The 18,820-nt window shown below is 49.0% G+C and carries 12 protein-coding genes; 2 read left to right on the top strand and 10 right to left on the bottom strand.

From position 1 onward, the window contains the following. Nucleotides 1-193: 193 nt before the first annotated feature. From fliS to ACN0YN_RS17185, 7 genes are all read right to left on the bottom strand, one after another. Nucleotides 194-667 carry a flagellar export chaperone FliS gene (gene fliS / locus ACN0YN_RS17215; protein ID WP_417386266.1) on the bottom strand — a complete coding sequence of 158 codons (474 nt, stop codon included), beginning with the start codon at nt 665-667 and terminating at the stop codon, nt 194-196. Nucleotides 668-735: 68 nt separating this feature from the next. After that, complete coding sequence (gene fliD, locus ACN0YN_RS17210) at nt 736-3,456, bottom strand: flagellar filament capping protein FliD (protein WP_417386265.1); 2,721 nt, start codon at nt 3,454-3,456, stop codon at nt 736-738. A gap of 188 nt (nt 3,457-3,644) precedes the next feature. Then, on the bottom strand, nt 3,645-4,427 hold the full coding sequence (locus ACN0YN_RS17205; RefSeq protein ID WP_417386264.1) for a class I SAM-dependent methyltransferase: 783 nt from the start codon (nt 4,425-4,427) through the stop codon (nt 3,645-3,647). A 65-nt stretch (nt 4,428-4,492) separates the two neighbouring features. After that, entirely contained in the window at nt 4,493-5,344 is an 852-nt protein-coding gene (locus ACN0YN_RS17200) for a phytanoyl-CoA dioxygenase family protein (RefSeq protein WP_417386263.1), read from the bottom strand. A 39-nt stretch (nt 5,345-5,383) separates the two neighbouring features. Then, complete coding sequence (locus tag ACN0YN_RS17195; RefSeq protein ID WP_417386262.1) at nt 5,384-6,073, bottom strand: hypothetical protein; 690 nt, start codon at nt 6,071-6,073, stop codon at nt 5,384-5,386. Nucleotides 6,074-6,142: 69 nt separating this feature from the next. Then, a complete protein-coding gene (locus ACN0YN_RS17190; protein WP_417386261.1) occupies nt 6,143-10,339 on the bottom strand; it encodes a tetratricopeptide repeat protein in 4,197 nt (1,398 codons plus the stop codon). 304 nt (nt 10,340-10,643) lie between these two features. Next, on the bottom strand, nt 10,644-12,452 hold the full coding sequence (locus ACN0YN_RS17185) for a flagellin (RefSeq protein ID WP_417386260.1): 1,809 nt from the start codon (nt 12,450-12,452) through the stop codon (nt 10,644-10,646). A 1,632-nt stretch (nt 12,453-14,084) separates the two neighbouring features. Between ACN0YN_RS17185 and ACN0YN_RS17180 the strand changes: the two genes are divergently transcribed. Continuing rightward, nucleotides 14,085-14,231, top strand: a complete 147-nt coding sequence (locus ACN0YN_RS17180; RefSeq protein ID WP_417386259.1) for a hypothetical protein — start codon at nt 14,085-14,087, stop codon at nt 14,229-14,231. A gap of 104 nt (nt 14,232-14,335) precedes the next feature. On the opposite strand, the gene ACN0YN_RS17175 is transcribed toward ACN0YN_RS17180, so the two are convergent. After that, nucleotides 14,336-15,481, bottom strand: coding sequence for a cysteine desulfurase family protein (locus ACN0YN_RS17175; protein ID WP_417386258.1), 1,146 nt, complete (start codon nt 15,479-15,481; stop codon nt 14,336-14,338). Nucleotides 15,482-15,525: 44 nt separating this feature from the next. After that, nucleotides 15,526-16,599, bottom strand: a complete 1,074-nt coding sequence (locus ACN0YN_RS17170; RefSeq protein WP_417386257.1) for an AAA family ATPase — start codon at nt 16,597-16,599, stop codon at nt 15,526-15,528. A 200-nt stretch (nt 16,600-16,799) separates the two neighbouring features. Between ACN0YN_RS17170 and ACN0YN_RS17165 the strand changes: the two genes are divergently transcribed. Beyond that, nucleotides 16,800-17,615 (top strand): 3'-5' exonuclease, encoded by an 816-nt coding sequence (locus ACN0YN_RS17165; protein WP_417386256.1) that lies wholly within the window; start codon nt 16,800-16,802, stop codon nt 17,613-17,615. 10 nt (nt 17,616-17,625) lie between these two features. Here the strand turns inward: ACN0YN_RS17165 and ACN0YN_RS17160 are convergent, their stop codons facing one another. Then, nucleotides 17,626-18,750 carry a hypothetical protein gene (locus ACN0YN_RS17160; RefSeq protein ID WP_417386255.1) on the bottom strand — a complete coding sequence of 375 codons (1,125 nt, stop codon included), beginning with the start codon at nt 18,748-18,750 and terminating at the stop codon, nt 17,626-17,628. Nucleotides 18,751-18,820: the final 70 nt, after the last annotated feature.

Below are 18,820 nucleotides of genomic sequence, written 5' to 3'. Positions count from 1 at the left end.
AGCAGGCTTGCATCGAGGCGGAGGTCTCCACCTCAGGCACTCTCATCGAACCGGTGAGAGTGCTTTTTTTATGCGCTGCGATTTCTAGAGCGTATCACATTTAACCATAGCGTCTGTCAATCTAATAGACTCGGTCCCAATGGACCTGGAGACGCTACAGTAAAACTGGACACAGTCTAAGTTCGTCGCAGGATCAGGTCAGCCAGGAACGGCTCTGATGAGGTTGATCGGCCTGTTCCAGGTGATGCGGAGGTTGCAGCGAATCATGCGAGTGGATGATCGCTGATTCCTGTGGTGTTTCATCCTGAATTTGTGCAATCAGTTCGCACCAGCTTTCCCGATGGATCTCCAGGACCTTGATTGCATTCTGGATATACCCGGCATCCTGTTTGACATCGGCGTGATGCAGGTTTTCATAAACAAATACAAACAGCGCCTTAAGTTGTTCGACCAGTTCAGGCTGCTGGGATGGGTCCAGGCCGCCAATCAGCTCTGCGACAAGATCACGACTCTTATCGAGTGCAAAATGAGTCTGCTCAAAATGTTTTTCTTCCGCAGCCAGCGCTGCTTTTCTGGCAAAGCGTAAAGCTCCGTCAACAACCATGAGATGTAACTGGTGCGGTTTTGCGGTTAAAACCTGGTTCTCAATGTAGTCTGCTCCGTTCATCTCTCTGGTGGCCCCTCTCACTGATATTATTGAGTCGTAAATAGATAAATAGTCATATTGCAGCCTGATTAACTGCTGCTGGAATTCTGCAGTCCCTGCAAGGCGGTCTGTTGTGAGTTCAACTGGTTGACGATGGTTTCCTGTAATGAGAACTGACGAATGAGCCGTTCGCGACGGGCTTCCAGGATCGTATTCAATTCATCGACGCGTGTATTCAAAGCCAGTGCCGAGGCCTGTAATGAATCCGTTTGTGCTTTGAGTGTTCCGGTGAAAGGATCGGTCATCGCAGTGATGATTTCGTCCATCACAACAGCGAAACCGGTGTCCTCCTGCTGGAAAAATTCGGTGACGGCATCGGGATCGTCGGCGAGCCACTGATCGAGAGTTGAACTGTTTAACTGCAGTTTGCCATTACCGTTGAACTGCACTCCCAGCTCGGACATGCTTTTGACATCGCTGTTACTGATCGACAGCTTTTTCGTCAGCATGCCTTCGAGACGGGAGATAGTATTCAGTACCACAATGTTCCCATTCAGAACGCCTCGTTGATTTGTTTCTGAATCGTAACTGGTGAGTGCATCTGTGGCGTCAACAAAACTGTTGTAGGCAGTGATAAACGAATTGATCGTGCTTTTGATGCCTGAGGTGTCGCGGGCTACATTGATGGTTGACGGAGAGGTTCCGACCGATTTCAGATCAATTTCCAGACCAGTGATGGCGTCATCGAAGCTGTTGGTGGATGAAGTCAGCAGAAACGAAGTCTGAGGGTTACTTCCAATGCGGATTAACGCATCATTGGCATCGACTGAGGTGGCGAAACCGAAGTTATAATCACTTTCCAGAATCAGCTCGCCGGCAGCGCCACTGCGGGAGGATGTAATCGAAAGTCGAGCGGAATTAAAGGCCGTCCCATCATCGATAATCGTAGCCGAAGCGACTCCGGTGGCATTGATTTTTTCTGTGATGTCTTCGAGCGTATCGGTGGCTTCAATCGAAACTTCCGTAATCTGGCGGCTGGTGACACCCGTCGTTCCCGAACCTATGATGCCCAGCGTGGCGGCAACGGTACCACCGGAAACTTCTTCTACTTTGACGTCAAACGAACTACCGCCGGTACTTTCCACGATAAAGCCATCGCCGGTATCATTCAGCCGCGCATTGATCTGGGCACCAGCGGTATTTGCCGCATCATTTATCTTTGTGAGGACATCTCCTACCGTTTTGGTCGTATCTGGATCTGAAAGATTCACATTAAAGCTGACGCCGTTTCGATCTGTAATGCGAATGCTGCCCAGAGAGACAGCCGTACCGTTTTTCCCGTAAGTGGAGAGTGAGGTATCCTGGTTGATATAGCGTAAATCGAGTGAACCGGAATCAACGGTGTGTTTTGAGTCTGCCAGCAGCGTGTCGATTTTCAGGAAGCTGGCCAGGTTTCCGGTTGTATCCTGGATTTCAATCGAAGTCCCCGAAGCAGCAGAGGTGTCTTTGATCTGGATTCCCGTTTTGGTAGCGTTGAGACTGGCCTCAATCTGAATGCTGCCGTTCGCATTGATGGCGCTGATCACATCATCCAGTGTTTCAGCACCGGAAAGATCGATGGTTGCATTTCCGCCTGCGCCATCTTCAAAATAAACCTGTCCGGCATTCAGAACGGTGCTGCTGGCGGAGATGCCACCATTCAAATTTCGCAGCAAAACCGAGTTCAGTCCTCCGGACAAAGTACCTGTAATCGTGCCTCCCAGGCCGGTGGTCTGGATTCCCAGTTCGCGGGCAGCCAGAGAACCGTTCAAGGCAGTCACTTCAAATGTAGTGGCAATACCACCCGTGTTATCAGTCAGACTCAGTTTCCCATCGCTGGTGATCGCTGCTGTGATTGAGCCACCGTTGGATGCATTATTATTGATCAGATCGACAACATCGCCAATGGTCTGTGCAGAATCCAGATTGACATTAAAACTCGATGCATCGGATGCCGTAATCTGGAGATCGTCCAGACCACTGACCGTATTTATGCCGTTACCATCATTGATCTGTGACAGATTGAAATCGCTGGTAACGCGATACACAGAATCACCCGTTAAGGTGGAACCAGCGACAGATTGCAGAATACCCAGGTCAGCGGCAGTTTTTCCTCCAGAGACTTCAGTGACTTTCAGTGTCCCCAGGCCGGAACCGGTATCGGTCAGTACCAGATGGTCACCATCAATGCTGGCGACAATGGAAGTGGCGGAACCGTTGATTTCATCGACCACGTCCTGAATGTTGAGCGTTCGTGATAGATCAATGACTTCTGTCTGGCCGTCCCGGTCGGTGATGCGAATGCTGCCGCGTTGGACTCCCAGCCCGTTATTCAACTCTTCGAGCAGCTTGGATTCATCCAGCTTTCCGCCTTGGGAAAGCGTGATCGTGGTTGCTGTACCGATGGGGGTTGTGTCCGAATCTGCGAATCCTTTCGACACCACCTGGTGGTTTGAAGCCAGTCGCAATCCCTGCAACTGGTAAGTTGCAGCGGTGGCAGTACTGTTCGCAGCGACGCTGAACTGGCTGGTGTCAGAACTGGTGGCCTTCAATGTTTCGAAGGTACTTTTCAGATTCAGCTTCTGAACACTGTTATTGAGGGTCAGCAGGTTGGCGTCGAGGGTTTTGATGCCCCCTTCTGTCGCTTCAAAGGCAGAGGCACGGTTCGCAAGTTTCACCAGGGCGTTACGTTGCACGCCGATGATCGCGTCCACAATCTCGTTGATATTCAATCCGGTTGCCAGACCGACACCGGAACTGATGCCCGACATGTTATCAAGCCTGTTTCAAGATAAATAAGCTAAGGGTTCTCAAAAATCTGCCCGCGCATGCAGGACGGCTGCATCTAAATATTTATCGGTTAGTGAAAGGTTACCGCTTGAGCAGAGTCTCTGATTGAAGGCAATCGCTCAGATGAGGTGTTAAAACTTGCCGGTTGTAGGGACTGTGGTGCTGTTGGTTATTCGATTACCGCGTAAGAAAGCGAAGTGGCAAACGGGAACCGTTTCAGACGTAAATTAGGCAGCCCCAGTGTTTCCATGGCGGCCAGTGTCTCTCCCGGAAATAAATCCATATTGAGTTCATCAAAGGCAATAATTGCCCCTTTGGGCATCCGGGGAATCAGCAGTTCCAGCGCCACCCTGGTCGGTTCGTACAGATCTGCATCCAGATGCAGGAGCGAGACAACCAGATGCTGATTTTTTTTCAGGTACTCAGGCAGAGTGACACTGATATCTCCTTTAACCAGTTCGACTTTGGAAATGTGATTCAGGTAACGGGTGGAATTATAAACCTGGATTGCTTTCTCCAGATCTTCCATGGCGTTTTCTTCTGATTTGAAACCGCCAACTTCCAAATGCTCGCTGGTACCTGTGGTGTCTTTCTCACTTAATGAAGGAAAGCCTTCAAAAGTATCAAAGCCGATCACTTTGCGGAGATAATTGACCGGTTCCAGAATCGCGCTGAATTGTGCCCATGCCATCAGGCTGGCACCTCGGTGCACGCCTAATTCGACTACGGATCCGTGGACTTCCAGCTGCTGTTTGAAAATTTCGTAGCGGGCCAGCAATTTGGTTATGGATTGCCGGGAGACATACTTGGTAAACGCATCGAGTTTATTCAGATTCGAGCCGACGCTTGATTCCCAGTACTCCTCGACCGCATTCAATGCATTCAGGTCACTGCTGGACTGGTTCTGTGATTCGCCTACGTTTCCCTTTAACAGCCCTTTTTTTTCTGACATTTCAGTTACGCTTTTCAATGAATTAGGAAGTGAAATCGGGTCTGAAGTGACCTGTTGATCTCTGGTTAAGACGCCGTTCGCGACATCGCCTGTCTGGCATGTGTAATGTCTCTAATCCGCCAGCCATCTTTCAGAAACTGAGGATCCTTCAGGTCGCGATACCGCAGATTCAAAACAAATCGGACATACTCTGATTGATTCTTGCAGGGAGTGTGTGGCGTCAGACTGTGAAATAACAGTACATCGCCCACTTCCAGTTCTGTCGGTACAACACGTTCATACTGATGCACTACTTCGGGAGGCAGTGAATGCCATTTTGTGTTGATGCCATGATTGTGCTCATCATGGGCGACAGGTGGCTTCCGGTGCTCTCCCAGAGCGAGTGACAGGCTCCCGTTATATGGATCCGTTTTCTGCAGAGGTGCATACAGGGTAATTGTGGAATAAGGACCTTCGTTGTAATACCAGTCCTGATGCCATGAAGCGAGATGCCATTCTGCATGAGGCATACTCATGAGAATGATATAGCGATCATGAATGGAGATTTCGGTCGAGAGCAGTGTTTCGAGGATCGCCAGTAATTTTGGATGTGCGCCCATCGTGTGGAGAGAGGGAGCTGCATTCATGGAATCATATAAAATACTCTGTGCTCCAGGGTGATTGGATTCCAGAGATCGCAGACGGTCACTGATCTGAGTGATTTCATTTGCATCTTGAGAGACGGTAGCACCGAAGTGACTTTCCAGCAGAGAGAGTCGTCCTGACAGATCTTTGCGGATGGCAAGAAACTCATCGGGAGAGAACAGGCCTTTAACCAGGATCGCTCCCTCTTCTGCGTACTGATTCTTGAGTGCGTCGGAAAGTTCAAAACCGTCCTCGGGACAGTTCAGCGTACATAATTGATTAAGGGGCAGCATCGTAATTCCATCCCTGGTTTCTATTGCTCAAAGAAAAAATTATTCGCCGTAACCAAACTGGGTCACCAGAGGTTTAAAAAACCGGGTGACCATCGCCTGTTCTGATTGCGAAAGACGGTCACGCCATTTTCCAATCATCAATGGTTGAATAGGTTCCGTGTCTTCCGTATGTTCTCCATCGATTCGTACTGCCTGCGAAGTGACAGAGGCATTGGCGACGGCTGCAGGTGTCGTCAGGAGAACGTCTATTTCCCGTGCAATCGCCGCGACTTCATCCAGTTTCAGCAGGACTCCCAGTTTGGTTGCCATCTGAAAGATCAGGCCTTCGGCATTTTTCAGAAGATGTTCGTAAGGAATGACCATGATGCCGGGCAGACAGAGTGCATGATGTATTTCCTGATATGCTGCGACAGTCTGATCGACGGCATCTGCAAACGACATGTCCTGAAATTCCATCTCTGCACAAACGACATCCCGTGGATCCCGATAGTGATAAAAAGGCCGAACGGCGTCATCCTGGGCAGCGGCAATCGCTTCCTCTGTCAGGAAATCGAACTGCAGGATCAACCGTTCATTCAGATCCATGGTACTGATGATCTGGTTCAGTTCTTCTAGAGAATTCGCTTTTTCTGATCGAAACTCGAAGCTCTGATGTTGCCAGATTTTCTGGAATACAGCCTGCGACCAGTCAGTGCCTGAGTTGGGAATACCAAAATTGAAAACGATCATAATTGTTCCTGTAAGAGATGAGGCCCGGGAAAGCCGGCAGAATAGAATGCCTGCCGGACTTTTGAATTGCTAATTGAGATCCAGTTCCTGTGATTCACGCTGACGCGTTTTCTGGGTAAGGAATTGCGGACGGGGAACTTTTGCTTCGGTCTTTGAGCTGCGATAAGGATGCTGATCCTGGAAATAATCAATGAGTTTACCCTGGTATTCAATCAGGATTGTTTCAAATTGAATTTGATTACGTTGGATCTCCAGTACGATATCCGCGGCACGCCATTGTGTGGCAATCAGAATGACGTCAACAGGGTTTTCCACCAGTTTGTCACGGAAGAAAATTTCCTGGCCGGTTCCGGGGACGAACGTGCCGACTTTATTCAGGTCGGAATCGATTACAGTCGGGAACCGCTGTTTGTCCAGTTTGTGCTGATTGATGAAGGCAGCAGCTTTTCCCGTGCCTCCCCAGATGGCCGTTCGCTTTCCGGACTTTGTCAGCTCGTCAAACTGAACTGCAAGATTGGTTGCTGACTGCAGTGCTTTTTCCTGAAAGGCGATCGCCTGTCGCGCCAGTTCGACCTGATGACTCTGAGGCTGGAAACTGGCGAGACCGTAGATGACTTCGTCGTTATAACTGGTTTCGATCAGGTCAACACGTGTGGCACAGCGTTTCAGCAGGCGTTCCAGTGATTGCGTTGTGAAATGTGAGTTATGTTCATAGAAGAAATCCACAGTACGACCGGCTGCCAGTACTCCATCGATACAGGGGACTTCAATAAACAGGCTGGTTGCACAATCAGCCACATTCGCAGCAAATGCGACTTCCTGGGCAAAGCCCAGTGGATTCATCAGGTGTTCGAATACATGGCGGCTGATAATCAGATCCGGCTTCAACTCAGCCAGATGTATACCAGGTTCAAACAGCATGGCACGCGCTTCGATTAAACCATCTTCGGTTTCGATTTCTGCATTGGGATCAAAGCCAATAAATTTTCCCCAAGGTATTTTTCTGGCCAGAGACCGCAGTAAGTGTCCTTCACCGCAGCCAATTTCCACGACGGTTGGATTTTCCGGCAGTCTGATGGAGATCAGATCACAGACCTTCTGCAGGTGTTCAGACCAGATGGCACCTTTGTTAAACATCAGGTTTGGTTTGTCAGAATAAGGGACTTTGGCATAATCGAAAGCGGCATTTGAGATATGTCCACAATCCACGCAGCGCATGAAATCGTGAGGCAGTCGTTCCATTGCCTGAGCTTCTTCACAACTTTGAGGCCAGGCCAGTGTGGTCAAAGGCAATAAACCTCCATCGTAAAACTGAACTGCGATATGATAACCACACGCAGGGCAGGTGTAATTCTGCATGGCAAAATTCAGAATTTTGATTTGGTCAGCGTTTCCTGGCTGATTTGATGAAGCATCCATGCTGGGTTCCTTGCTGGTGTCCGAGCTGCTCAGACAGAGAGAGGATTGATTGACAGACTGCCGGGTTTCGCAGTGTTTTAGTGCTGATTCGAAGAACGATTCCATTTCCCGGACTGTATTGATATCTTCGAATATCAGATGACTTTTTGAGAGTATTTTGAGGCGAAGCTGATCACGGAATGCTTCATCGGAACCGATGTGACAGGCCAGATCGATATATTCTTCGATTGACGAAACCACGCAGTCCTGAATTCCCATTTTGTTGTAAATGGCGAGCATTCCCCGCCCCCGCATATATTTTGCCGGTAGTGTGACAACAGGGGTTCCGATTGCCATCGACTGAAAAGATGTATTCCCGCCTCCGAAGTGTAGAGGATCAAGCAGCACGTCAGAAATATAAATCAGGTTCAAAAAGTCGGCAGTCGACATCCCTCGTAACCAGTGAATTCGATCCACAGTGTCCGGAAACGTTTTCTCGAAGCGTTCGACGAGCAGATTTTTCCACTTGGAAGACTGATCGCGAATCATGACAATCCGCGCTTTGGGATCCTGCTTGAGAATTCCTGCGAGGATCTGGTCAAATTCCGGATGAATCTTAAACAGAGTCTGGGGGCAGGCGTAAATATGTTCGTCGTCCGACAGCCCGAAAGCACCCCGGTTTTTGATTTTCTCCGGCAGTGCAGGGCGGTAGTAATATGAGGGTAGAGAATCCAGCTGTACCAGTTGTTCTGTGTAGTGTTCCTGGGCGTCTTCCGGTTCGATCAGTTTACTGGAGATGAAATAATCAATGGTTTTCAGACCGGTTGTGATGGGATGTCCCCAGGTCACACACTGTACCGGTGCATGTCTGGTGGTCGCCAGTGAGAAGATAAGTGGGTCCATGCCGATATCCGCATAAAACAGAATATCCAGTTCCAGACTTTGTAAACGTTGATTGGCCTGCTGAAGGTCAATTCCTAGAAAGACATATTCGTCTGAGTTGGCACGAATTTCCTGAGCAACATGGTCATTATGTTTTAAGGGGGAGATGGTGATGACATGATATTTTTCACGATCGAAATTCTTGATGATACCTTTCATCAAGGACCCGATTGTATGTGCATAGAACAGATTGGAGATAAAGCCGATTCGAATGCGACCATCTCGTTCTACTGTTGGGTTTTGTGGATTCCAACTGAGTGTGTTCTTGAGTTGATACAACCCCGCCATACGTTCGATGATCGGCCGATCGTTATATCCCTGATAAGCAAGATAAAAGGTACCAGGAGTCAATTTGATTGAAGCGTCGATCTGTATCCTGTCGGCGTGCATCTCTTCAATTTTTTCCATAAAGGATAGACGCACTTCCTCAATTGCTTCGAGTGAAGCAGGTATGGGAGGCAGCAAACTGGCAATTGCCAGTCGGTATTCCGGTAGAGGTCGCAGTTGGAAAGCTTTCTCCAATGCTTCTTTTGCTTCTTCAAATTGACCCATACCCTGATAAAGAGACGCCAGATTACTGTAAGTGGAGGGATTGCTATCATCAAGTTCCAGCGCACGCTGAAAATATTTGAGTGCTTTGCTGGTTTGCTTTTTTTGATTGCAGAGGAACCCTCGAAAGATCCAGAGAGAGGCGTTATCAGGATGGTCTTTGATCGCTTGCTTGATCTGCTCTTCAGCATCCTCAATTCGCAATTGCGATGAATAGAGTTCGATCAAATTCAGTCGTGACTGAAGATGGTTTGGATCCAGTTCAACCAGTAATTCAAAATAGCCAACAGCGGAGCCGAATTTTTTTTGTCGTAGTCTGACAGAACCCATTCCATACAGGGAAGCGGTGTTCGTCTGGTCGCTCTGATAGAGACTTTGAAAGATTTCATAGGCATCATCCAGGTCGCCGAGCGACGCCATGAGAGACCCCAGTTGAAAGGCCGACCCGGGATGATTTCGATGTTTTTCCAGAACTTCCCGATAGGTGATTATTGCTTGAGAAGTCTCGTTTGACTCTTCGAACGCCTTACCCAGGTGAAATAAAATATCATGATTATCTGGAGCCTGCTTTAGCGCATCCTGAAAACATTTGATGGCAGATTCAAAATCTTTCTGCGCGGAATAAACGATGCCCATGTTGTTTCTAATTTCCCAACAACCTGGTTGTAACTCGATTGCTTTTTGGAGCATCGTGATTGCTGCTTCGTATTTCTGCTGTGATGTCAGAAATACAGCGTAATTTTTCAGAGTCCCAATATCATCAGGGGCAAGCTGCAGTGCCAGTTGATAAGACTTTTCGGCAGCTTCAGAGGCGTCTGATTTCGCGAGCGCATTCGCCAGATTGAAGTGAGCTGTATGTAACTGCGGCGCCAATTTCACGACATTTCGGAAAATGGAAATGGCTTCTTCCAGCTCATCTTCTTCCTGTAATAGATTCCCGAGATTGATTAGCGCATCTATGTAATCGGGTTTGAGTTGAAGGGCTTTGCGGTATTCAGCGATAGCTGCCTGTTTTTTTCCAGAACTGGCGAGTGTGATTGCCAGATTGTAGATGAAAGTCGGGTTCTGAGAATCCAGCTCGATGGCACGTTGATAGTTGGTAATCGCGTCTTGAAATTTTCCTAAGCTTTTAAATGCGGCACCGCGATTGGAAAAGAAGGTCGCGATTCCGTCGTTCCGGCTGATCGCTCGTGTGATGAAATCGATGGCTTTGTCATATTGTTTCAGATGCAGATAGACCACGCCCAGTAAATGCAGGGCATCAACCTGTCCAGGATCGTGTTGCAGAACTTTACGATACAGTCCTTCTGCCTGAGGCAGATGACCCGCCTGATGCTGTTGAACCGCTGTTGCCAATAGTTCCTGAGGTGAAGGCATGGGATCTTCTTTGAATCACAGATATGATTGAAAAAAATTCAATAATGACTGAGCATAAGTATCCGACATGGAATGCCAGGTAATCTTTTCCGGTTATTCTGTTTGTATCGGCTGCGGTGGGGGGATAGATAAGCAGTTTCTTGGGGCCGGAGCAAATCGGCAGGAATCTGGGGTATTCTCCCCACACTTTCCGGTAAACTGGGTAGAAATGAATATATAAATAAAAAAACACTACCCATCATTGGATGGATAGTGTTTTGATTAGTTTCAGTATTTCTCATTCGATGAATGAGGTTCTCGAGGATTATCTCAAGAGACTTAATACCTGTTGTGGGTTCTGGTTGGCAATCGAGAGAACCGAAATACCAGCCTGGTTCAAAATCTGAGCTTTGGTCAGATTCGCGGTTTCGACAGCGAAGTCGGTATCCACAATCTGGCTACGTGCTTCAGAAATGTTTTCCAGAGCAACACCCAGTGAAGAAACGTTGGTTTCGATCACGTTCTTCTGGATCGCACCCAGACGACCACGCAGTGTGGAAACACGGTTGACCGCTTCTTCGATGATATTCACCAGGTCTGAACCGGGAACCGAAGGACCGACGTCCAGCAGACTTTTTCCACCACCGGAACCGATTTCGAACAGTTTACCGGAGACACCACCCAGACGGGCTGTGTTGACGGCTTCGATACCGATACCGACCTGACCAGCGGCTGATACGTCCTGTCCGATCTGGAACAGTGAACCACCACCGGTGATTGTCAGGCTGGCAGTATTATCAACGGTGTTGGCAGCAGCTGTGAACGAGAATGAAGCGTCCAGCTGTTGAGACCGCAGGTTTGCTGACAGACCTGAGCCCTGGGCGACCTGACCGTTGATACGGGCAACGATGTCGGTACCAATGGCACGTTTCAGAGAGTTGCCTGTGGCGATGGCATCAACAGTATCAAAAGTACCACTCAGAACATTCACGTCTACGAATTCATCTGATCCATAGTTAGAAGCACTGAATGTCAGGTAGGCGTTGGTACCACCGCTTAATGCAGCAGAAGCGGCAGCGTCGACCACACCAGCACCAGCACCTTCTACGGTTGTTGAGATGTACGCGTTGGCATCTGAGTTACCATCCAGCAACGTTTTGATGTCGGCTGCAGTCGAGGTAATGGCACTATTACCGTCCGTCGCCAGACTGACGACAATGTTAATGTCCGTGGCATTATTCGAGACAGTCACGCCTAAAGCTTGACTGGCCCCACTGGGGTCGACAAACGAAATGTTAATATTTTGGTTTGTATCGCCCAAGATACTGTCTGATGTGCGAGCGTCGGTAAAAGTCAAGTCGGAGTTGACAGCAGCACTGTTGACTGTCAGGTTGCTGGCGACCTTATTCGTTTTGGTTGCTGTTACACCTGTAATGTCGGTTACGCCATTCACAGCGTCTCTGACGTTGTCTAAGGTGCTGGAAGCACCCAGGAAGAGCACCTGAGAACCGCTGGAACCACCAACTTCAATCGTAGTTGCTCCTGCCAGACCGCCGTCAACAGCACTGTAATCCAGGCTGGCCTGGGTGGCAGCAGTTACGATGGTCGCGTCGAGTGTGATTGAGCTGCTGGTACCAAATACGGCTTCGTTTACCTGGAAGTCGGAGAGTTTTGCGGAGTCGGCTGCAGAAGCCTGAGTACGGAACGCTTTACTTCCGTCAATCAGTTTGTCACCAGCGAATGATGTATTGGCAGAAATTCGGTTGATCGCTGATAATGCAGTGTCGATCTGCAGCTGGTTTGCCTCGATTTCATCCTGAGACAAAGCACCTTTGTTCAAACCTTCCTGGACCAGACCACGAACCTGGTTTAACAGGTTGGTCACTTCGCCCAGAGCCGAGTCAGCAGTCGCGATTACGTTGCTGGCACGGTTACTGTTTTTAATAGATTGTTCAATTGCTGATACCTGAGATCGCAGAGTTTCGCTGGCGATCAGACCTGATGGATTGTCTTTACCAGAGTTGATTTTCAAACCGGTTGACAGTCGTGTCAGTGAGGTATCCAGAAGATTTGTAGATTTGTTTAAACTACGCAGACCTCTCAACGAGGCAACGTTAGTATTAATTCGTGTCATGGCAAACAGCCTTTCTCACTTGTAAATAAAGCTTCCCAAGGGATTAATGGGTATTAGCTACTTATATGATTTAGGTTTCGAGTGATGCTGAAACCACCCGAAGACATTAGTTTGTGATCCTGTCAAATCCTATAAATGTGAAACAAAGCGATACATTCTGACAGGATTGCTCGAACTGATGTGGCTTATCTTTCCATAACAAAACCATTCCAGATTCAGACGGCGCAGTAAACGTGCAGAGGGAAGCTGCGCATTCACGCCCCTATTCTATCGGAATGTTACTTTAGGTAATCTGAGTGTCTTTGGTGTTTTTTTGAAAATAAACCGATCTCTCCGGTATCGCACTCGGGAAAGGATGACTTGTAACTATTATCCGTTCCTTCATCAAAAGTTCGGCTGTAACTCTATTAACGTGAGAGAGGAAAGTGGTGATCGTTTCATGCAAACGAATATTTATGTTAAGGCGGGCTGCAGGATCGTTGCTGTTTACCTAACTGGACTTTGCCTGCCTTGCAGAACAGTTAAGAGTTGCTTAACTGTCAAACTTTATCGTGCGGCAAATCCCTCTTGGTATTTCTGGAGTTAGCAATTCTTAAGTTGGCTCACTTTTGCATAGATGCGAGAAAAATGAGCAGATGCTGTCCCGGCTGGCAAGGCTGGACTGTGAGCAGAATCAGGGGGAGAAAATGGTGCGAACACAACAGTTTTAGGGAGGCCTCATCTCCCTCCCTAATGATGATTTTGGGAGAAACTCTTTGTGATGATCGAAGGCAGATTCTTCCGTTCCAGTACGGCTCCTGGATGACCATCTTGATCGAAGTCAGAGCTGCGGCATCAACACGGATGAATTCGAATTTGCTGTCTGATTTGATAGATGCCAGAACAATGTTTCCAAGATAGACAGAAATAACTCGTGCCTGATTCTGGTGTCATCTGAAAACAGAGCAATGAATCCATTTGTTCTGAATCTCATTTTGAAATTCCACCACTGCGAATATCAGCGAATACTTCGGTTCTGATTTATTACTACTATGAGTTTCAGACTGCAATGATAGCTTCAAATGAATTGGAGCCTGTTGGGTTTTCCCGTTATGAAGTGGATTCAAAAGGCGTGTGTTCAAGATCGTTTCTGTGCGAATCCATGGTGTGCTTTTTGTAACTGCTGTTGCAGAGTTGTTGATTATGCGGGTTAATGATAATTGTTCTGATGAATGCTGGTCGTAACAAATGAGCTTGGTCTTCGCAGAGACTCAATCTTTTCATGCAAAAAGTCAACGCTTATTGCTCAAGATCACTGATCGGCAATGACGATCCATCTTTCATATCTTGCCAAAAGCGAACATGCCACAGCAGGTGGTTGAATAAGCAGACTGATGAAGTCGCAACAGTTGATGGAATAAATATCACAGATCATATTGCACCTGCGCTGAACAGATTCACTTTCAAGAAGTATTCATCCTAAGAAGACCATATTCACGAATCGCATACCTTAGGGAGCAGCAACGCATGCCTTTGTGTCCCCAACACACTAGTCATCAGGTTAAGGAAGCCCACTCGAGATTAGGACGATCACTTGTAAAAATTCAAACAACACGTCACGCCTCAACAGTCGCATCAGAGAATCTCGCAGCCATGTTCCAGGACTGGGAACAAAAGTGGTCGCACCGTCGCGAATTGATCGCCAGTCGCATCGAATTGATCGAGACACAGCTCAAGGCCCTTGAGCAGACAGATCTGCCGATGCCACAGTTTACTATTTTTGATGATCCGGGAGAGTAGCGTCTACCCGGCCTGGAACAACGTCGATGAAGAAACCAACGCGGTCTCAGGACCAGAGAGCGGAAGAAAACACCTGACAAAATCGATCCTATTCTGTTTTTAAGTCAGGACCGCAGTTGGTTGACCACTTTGCTGATTCGCTGAATGGCTGCTTCAATTTCCTCGTTTGTATTGAGGAATGAAAGGCTTAAGCGAACAGCCGAGCGATAGACGCGTTCCTCGCAGCCCATCGCCAGCAACACGGGAGCTGGGTCCCGTGAGCCGCTGGCACAGGCGCTGCCCAGTGAACAGGAGATGCCAGCCAGATCGAGTGAGATCAGGAGCGCTTCTCCGTCCAGGCCGGGAAACGAGATGTTGAGGGTATTGGGAAGCCGATGTTCCTGACTGCCGTTGACAACTGCTGGCGCGCAGAGTGTCAGCAGACCTGCCTGCAGTTGATCTCTCAAGGCAGCGGTATGCCTCGTTCGAGCTTCCTGTTCCTGCACAGCTGCTGCCAGCGCTTTTGCCATGCCCGCTGCCAGTGCCACCGGTTCGGTTCCCGCCCGTTTGCCGCGCTCCTGATGTCCGCCAGCAATTTGAGGCAGCAGGCGTGCGCCTTCTTTCACAATCAGAACGCCCACACCACGCGGACCATGAAATTTGTGAGCTGCCAGGCTGACGGCTGTCGCGCCTGAGTCATGAAAATGAAACGGAATTTTCCCGATTGCCTGCACACAGTCCAGATGCAGAGGAATCAGATGTTGCTGGCAGGCTTCCGCCAGGGGAGCAATATCCTGGATCACTCCGGTCTCATTATGAGCCAGGATGGAAGTCACCAGTTGAACGTGATCCCAGTTGAGTTTTCGAAGTGCATCGGTTTCAATTCTGCCATCACTGTCTAAAGGCAGTTGAATCTGTTTCATCCCCCGTGGTGCCAGACGCCGAATGGTATTGACCGTAGCCGGATGCTCGCCGGCTGGCAAAACAATTTCTCCGGGAGCACCAGACAAAAAACCCTGGATGGCCAGATTGATGGATTCCGTACCCCCGCTGGTAAAAATCACTTCCTGTGGATGAGCACCCAGGAGTGCTGCCAGCTGTTCGCGGGCATCTTCAAGAACTCTGCGCGCCTGGCGGCCATCTGCATGGGCGCTGCCGGGATTGGCATAGTGTGTCCGATACTGTTCTGCAACCAGGTCCACCACATCATCCAGGGGGCGCGTTGTGGAATTGTTATCGAGAAAGATCCGTTGTGAAGCTGGTATCGACATGACAGGTCAGTATTTCAAATTCGGTAACCCCGTGGGGAAAACCGTTACCCCTTTGCGGCTTCTTTCGCCTGAGTTTTAAGCTGGTTGGGAACATGTTCAATCAGCATGTCAATAATATCGTCGGGAGCAAGTCCTTTGCTGTCTGCCTGAAAAGTGGTGACAATGCGATGTCTGAGAACGGCATGGGCAACCGATTTGATGTCCTCGGTTGAGACATGGAATCGTCCTTCCAGTATGGCCCGCGCCTTGGCACCCAGAATCAGAAACTGTCCTGCACGCGGCCCGGCACCCCATGATAGATATTCTTTGACAAATTTGGGGGCGGTTGCTTCGCCAGGACGAGTGGCCCGTACCAGATCGCGTGCGTAAACAAAAACATGCTCGGCGACGGGAACTTTTCGGACCACTTCCTGGAGTGCCAGAATCTGTCGGCCCGTTAAAGCGGCTTCCAGCTCCGGTTTCTGATTCCCGGTCGTCTGTTTGAGGATCATCAGTTCTTCGGCAGCCGTCGGATAATTCACGACCACATTAAACATAAAGCGGTCCAGCTGCGCTTCCGGCAGTGGGTAGGTACCTTCCTGCTCAATCGGGTTTTGTGTTGCCAGTACAAAAAAGGGTTCCGGAAGACGATAGGTATTTGAGCCAACAGTGACGTGGCGTTCCTGCATGGCCTCCAGGAGTGCAGCCTGAGTTTTGGGGGGTGTCCGGTTAATTTCATCTGCCAGCAGGACGTTGGTGAAGAGTGGTCCCTGCATGAACTGAAAGGAACGATGCCCGGTTTCCGGATCATCCTGCAGAACGTCCGTCCCTGTGATATCGGAAGGCATCAGGTCCGGGGTAAACTGAATTCGACGAAATGAGAGGTGCAGAATTTTGGCAATCGTACTGACCAGCAGTGTTTTAGCCAGTCCCGGTACACCAACCAGCAGGCAGTGGCCCCGGCTGAACAGGGAGATGAGGATTTCATCCACAACCTCGGACTGACCGATGATAACTTTGCCAATTTCCTCGCGCATCAACAGGTAGGCATTGGATAGACCGCGGATGGCCTGTGCTTCCAGATCACGTTGTGCTTCATCATCTTCCTGCACCATCAGATGCTCTTCATGGTCGGCCATAAACCCTGACTGCCTTTGCAATAAAAGACCAAACTACTCGAAACGCTTCTTATTGTTTATACTGGTCAGCAGAACCGAATGGAAGGGGCCATTTACCAGGACCGGAAATCCCGACTGGCCTGGCTCTGAATGCTGTTCGTCAGTTAACATGTTTCACGCAGATATTATCATCACTTCACCTGTAAATTGCGAGTCAGAACGTGCCTCAGCCCCCAGTATCGTATCTTGTATTTGATGTGGAAGCGATCGCCGACGGAGATCTGATTTCCCGTGTTCGTTATCCGGGGGAGGAATTATCCCCGGCCGAAGCTCTGGCCCGCTATCAGGCCGAACAGGTGGAATCGACGGGCAGCGATTTTATTCCCGCCACTTTCATGTTGCCGGTTTCTGTTGCGGTCGCCAAGCTATCTGAAGACTATCGACTCCAGGATCTGACCGTACTCGATGCTCCAGAATTTCGTCCGCATGTCATCACGAAGAAATTCTGGCAGGGCTGGGTGCACTATGGTCAGCCGACGTTCGTCACGTTCAATGGTCGTGGGTATGATCTGCCGGTTCTGGAACTGGCGGCATATCGCTACGGAATTTCTCTTCCGGAATGGTTCAATGTGAACGCCCGCAGTTTTGATCAGTCTCGCAATCGCTATAACACCGGCGCTCATCTTGATCTGATGGATCTGTTTTCCAATTTCGGTGCCGGCCGGATTACGGGAGGGCTGAACCTCCTGGCTAACCTGATTGGCAAACCGGGCAAAACCGGCATTGATGGTTCACAGGTGCAGTCGATGTATGATTCCGGCAAAGTCGATGAAATCAACGACTACTGCCGATGTGATGTGCTGGATACCTATTTTGTCTTCCTCCGCTCCCGGGTCCTGGCGGGACTGCTCAGGATTGATGATGAGCAGGAGGTCGTTACGGAAGCGTATCGGTATCTGGAGCGGGAAGCGAAATCCAATAAGGCGTATCAGCATTACCTGGAACACTGGGGCGACTGGGAACCGCCGAGCGAATAAGCTCCGGGATTCACTCCGTATAATTCACGTCCATGCCCGACAGGAGAAACTGAACCACCTGATGGTTTCTGGTTTCGCTGATTTTAATGGGCAGTGATTGAGAAGTGTGAAATTCCAGTTCAACAGACTGCCAGCCGGGCTGGGGTTGATTCGGATCAGGTTTAAGTTTCAGTGTAATGTATTTTGATGCTACCGGTCCTGGTTCATCCGTTGATAATTCAATGCTGAATGATTCGATTTCGAAGGTACTCTGATCGACGTTCATGAGCCACGAGGACAGGTTCTGCATGGCGGACAGGTAGACTGCTCTGGTCGAAAGGTTCGTATTATTTTGAGCCGTCTCGGCATCCAGTAATTTTTGCTGCTCACTGCGTGGAAAGAGGGTAATTCCATTTCCGAGTTTCACAGAACCAATTCTGCGAGATGCCGTCAACCAGCGCTCTACCAATATTTCAATTTCCTGAAGTTCAGTTTTGTTTCGGTTTTCAGCACTGGTCTGGGAAAAAGAAATTCGTTGAATCGGATTTCCTTTTACAGGTTTTAACGTAGAGACATCCTGAGGGAAAATCGCTTTGGCGACGGTTTGTGAAACGAAATTCGGTTGCGGGTGTACTGCGATGACGGGGGTCTTACGGACTTCTTTTAATGCGGTTAATTCAACTGCGGCAAAACCGGCTTGTGATTTTGTGTTACCGGGTAAAAAAGTTAACGATTCGGGCAGCATGGATCGTGTGTTGATCTGCAGTTCAAAGGGTCTGCACAGATGCCGGGTTAAGACATCTCTGGGGACCCCCTTCAGAACGATCACGGAATCCGTTTTACTGACGACTTGCCAGTCGTATTCTGTCAGTAAGGTCTGAGCCGAGATGGGGCGTTGAAATTCGGAAATCAGTGTCAGTTCATGACCACTGAAGTAAGCCTGATTCTGCTTCTTGAATTTTTCTATTGTCGACTGTGGCCCGACCGGTGACAGAAAGCTGGAAGCAGCCGCCCATTGTGACAGAATCTGTCGCGGATCATTCTGATTGTGTTTGACGGCAGACTGAGTTGCAGGCGGATTTTCAGCCGGAAGCGGTGTCGCTGCCAGCAGTGTCAGCAGAGTCGAATAAATAATCAGGAAAGGATGACGACGCATCACGAAACTCACTCTGAAATGGGAAGAAAAACAGACCTCGCGCAGAATCGGAACTCAATGGTGCGCTGCC

It is taken from the genome of Gimesia sp. (assembly GCF_048260065.1).
Classification (GTDB): domain Bacteria; phylum Planctomycetota; class Planctomycetia; order Planctomycetales; family Planctomycetaceae; genus Gimesia.
This window is presented reverse-complemented; position numbering and strand designations above follow the sequence as displayed.

Coding starts and splice junctions, on each gene's coding strand:
- fliS (WP_417386266.1), bottom strand. CDS start 667: ATGAACGGAGCAGACTACATTGAGAACCAGGTTTTAACCGCAAAACCG.
- fliD (WP_417386265.1), bottom strand. CDS start 3,456: ATGTCGGGCATCAGTTCCGGTGTCGGTCTGGCAACCGGATTGAATATC.
- ACN0YN_RS17205 (WP_417386264.1), bottom strand. CDS start 4,427: ATGTCAGAAAAAAAAGGGCTGTTAAAGGGAAACGTAGGCGAATCACAG.
- ACN0YN_RS17200 (WP_417386263.1), bottom strand. CDS start 5,344: ATGCTGCCCCTTAATCAATTATGTACGCTGAACTGTCCCGAGGACGGT.
- ACN0YN_RS17195 (WP_417386262.1), bottom strand. CDS start 6,073: ATGATCGTTTTCAATTTTGGTATTCCCAACTCAGGCACTGACTGGTCG.
- ACN0YN_RS17190 (WP_417386261.1), bottom strand. CDS start 10,339: ATGCCTTCACCTCAGGAACTATTGGCAACAGCGGTTCAACAGCATCAG.
- ACN0YN_RS17185 (WP_417386260.1), bottom strand. CDS start 12,452: ATGACACGAATTAATACTAACGTTGCCTCGTTGAGAGGTCTGCGTAGT.
- ACN0YN_RS17180 (WP_417386259.1), top strand. CDS start 14,085: ATGTTCCAGGACTGGGAACAAAAGTGGTCGCACCGTCGCGAATTGATC.
- ACN0YN_RS17175 (WP_417386258.1), bottom strand. CDS start 15,481: ATGTCGATACCAGCTTCACAACGGATCTTTCTCGATAACAATTCCACA.
- ACN0YN_RS17170 (WP_417386257.1), bottom strand. CDS start 16,599: ATGGCCGACCATGAAGAGCATCTGATGGTGCAGGAAGATGATGAAGCA.
- ACN0YN_RS17160 (WP_417386255.1), bottom strand. CDS start 18,750: ATGCGTCGTCATCCTTTCCTGATTATTTATTCGACTCTGCTGACACTG.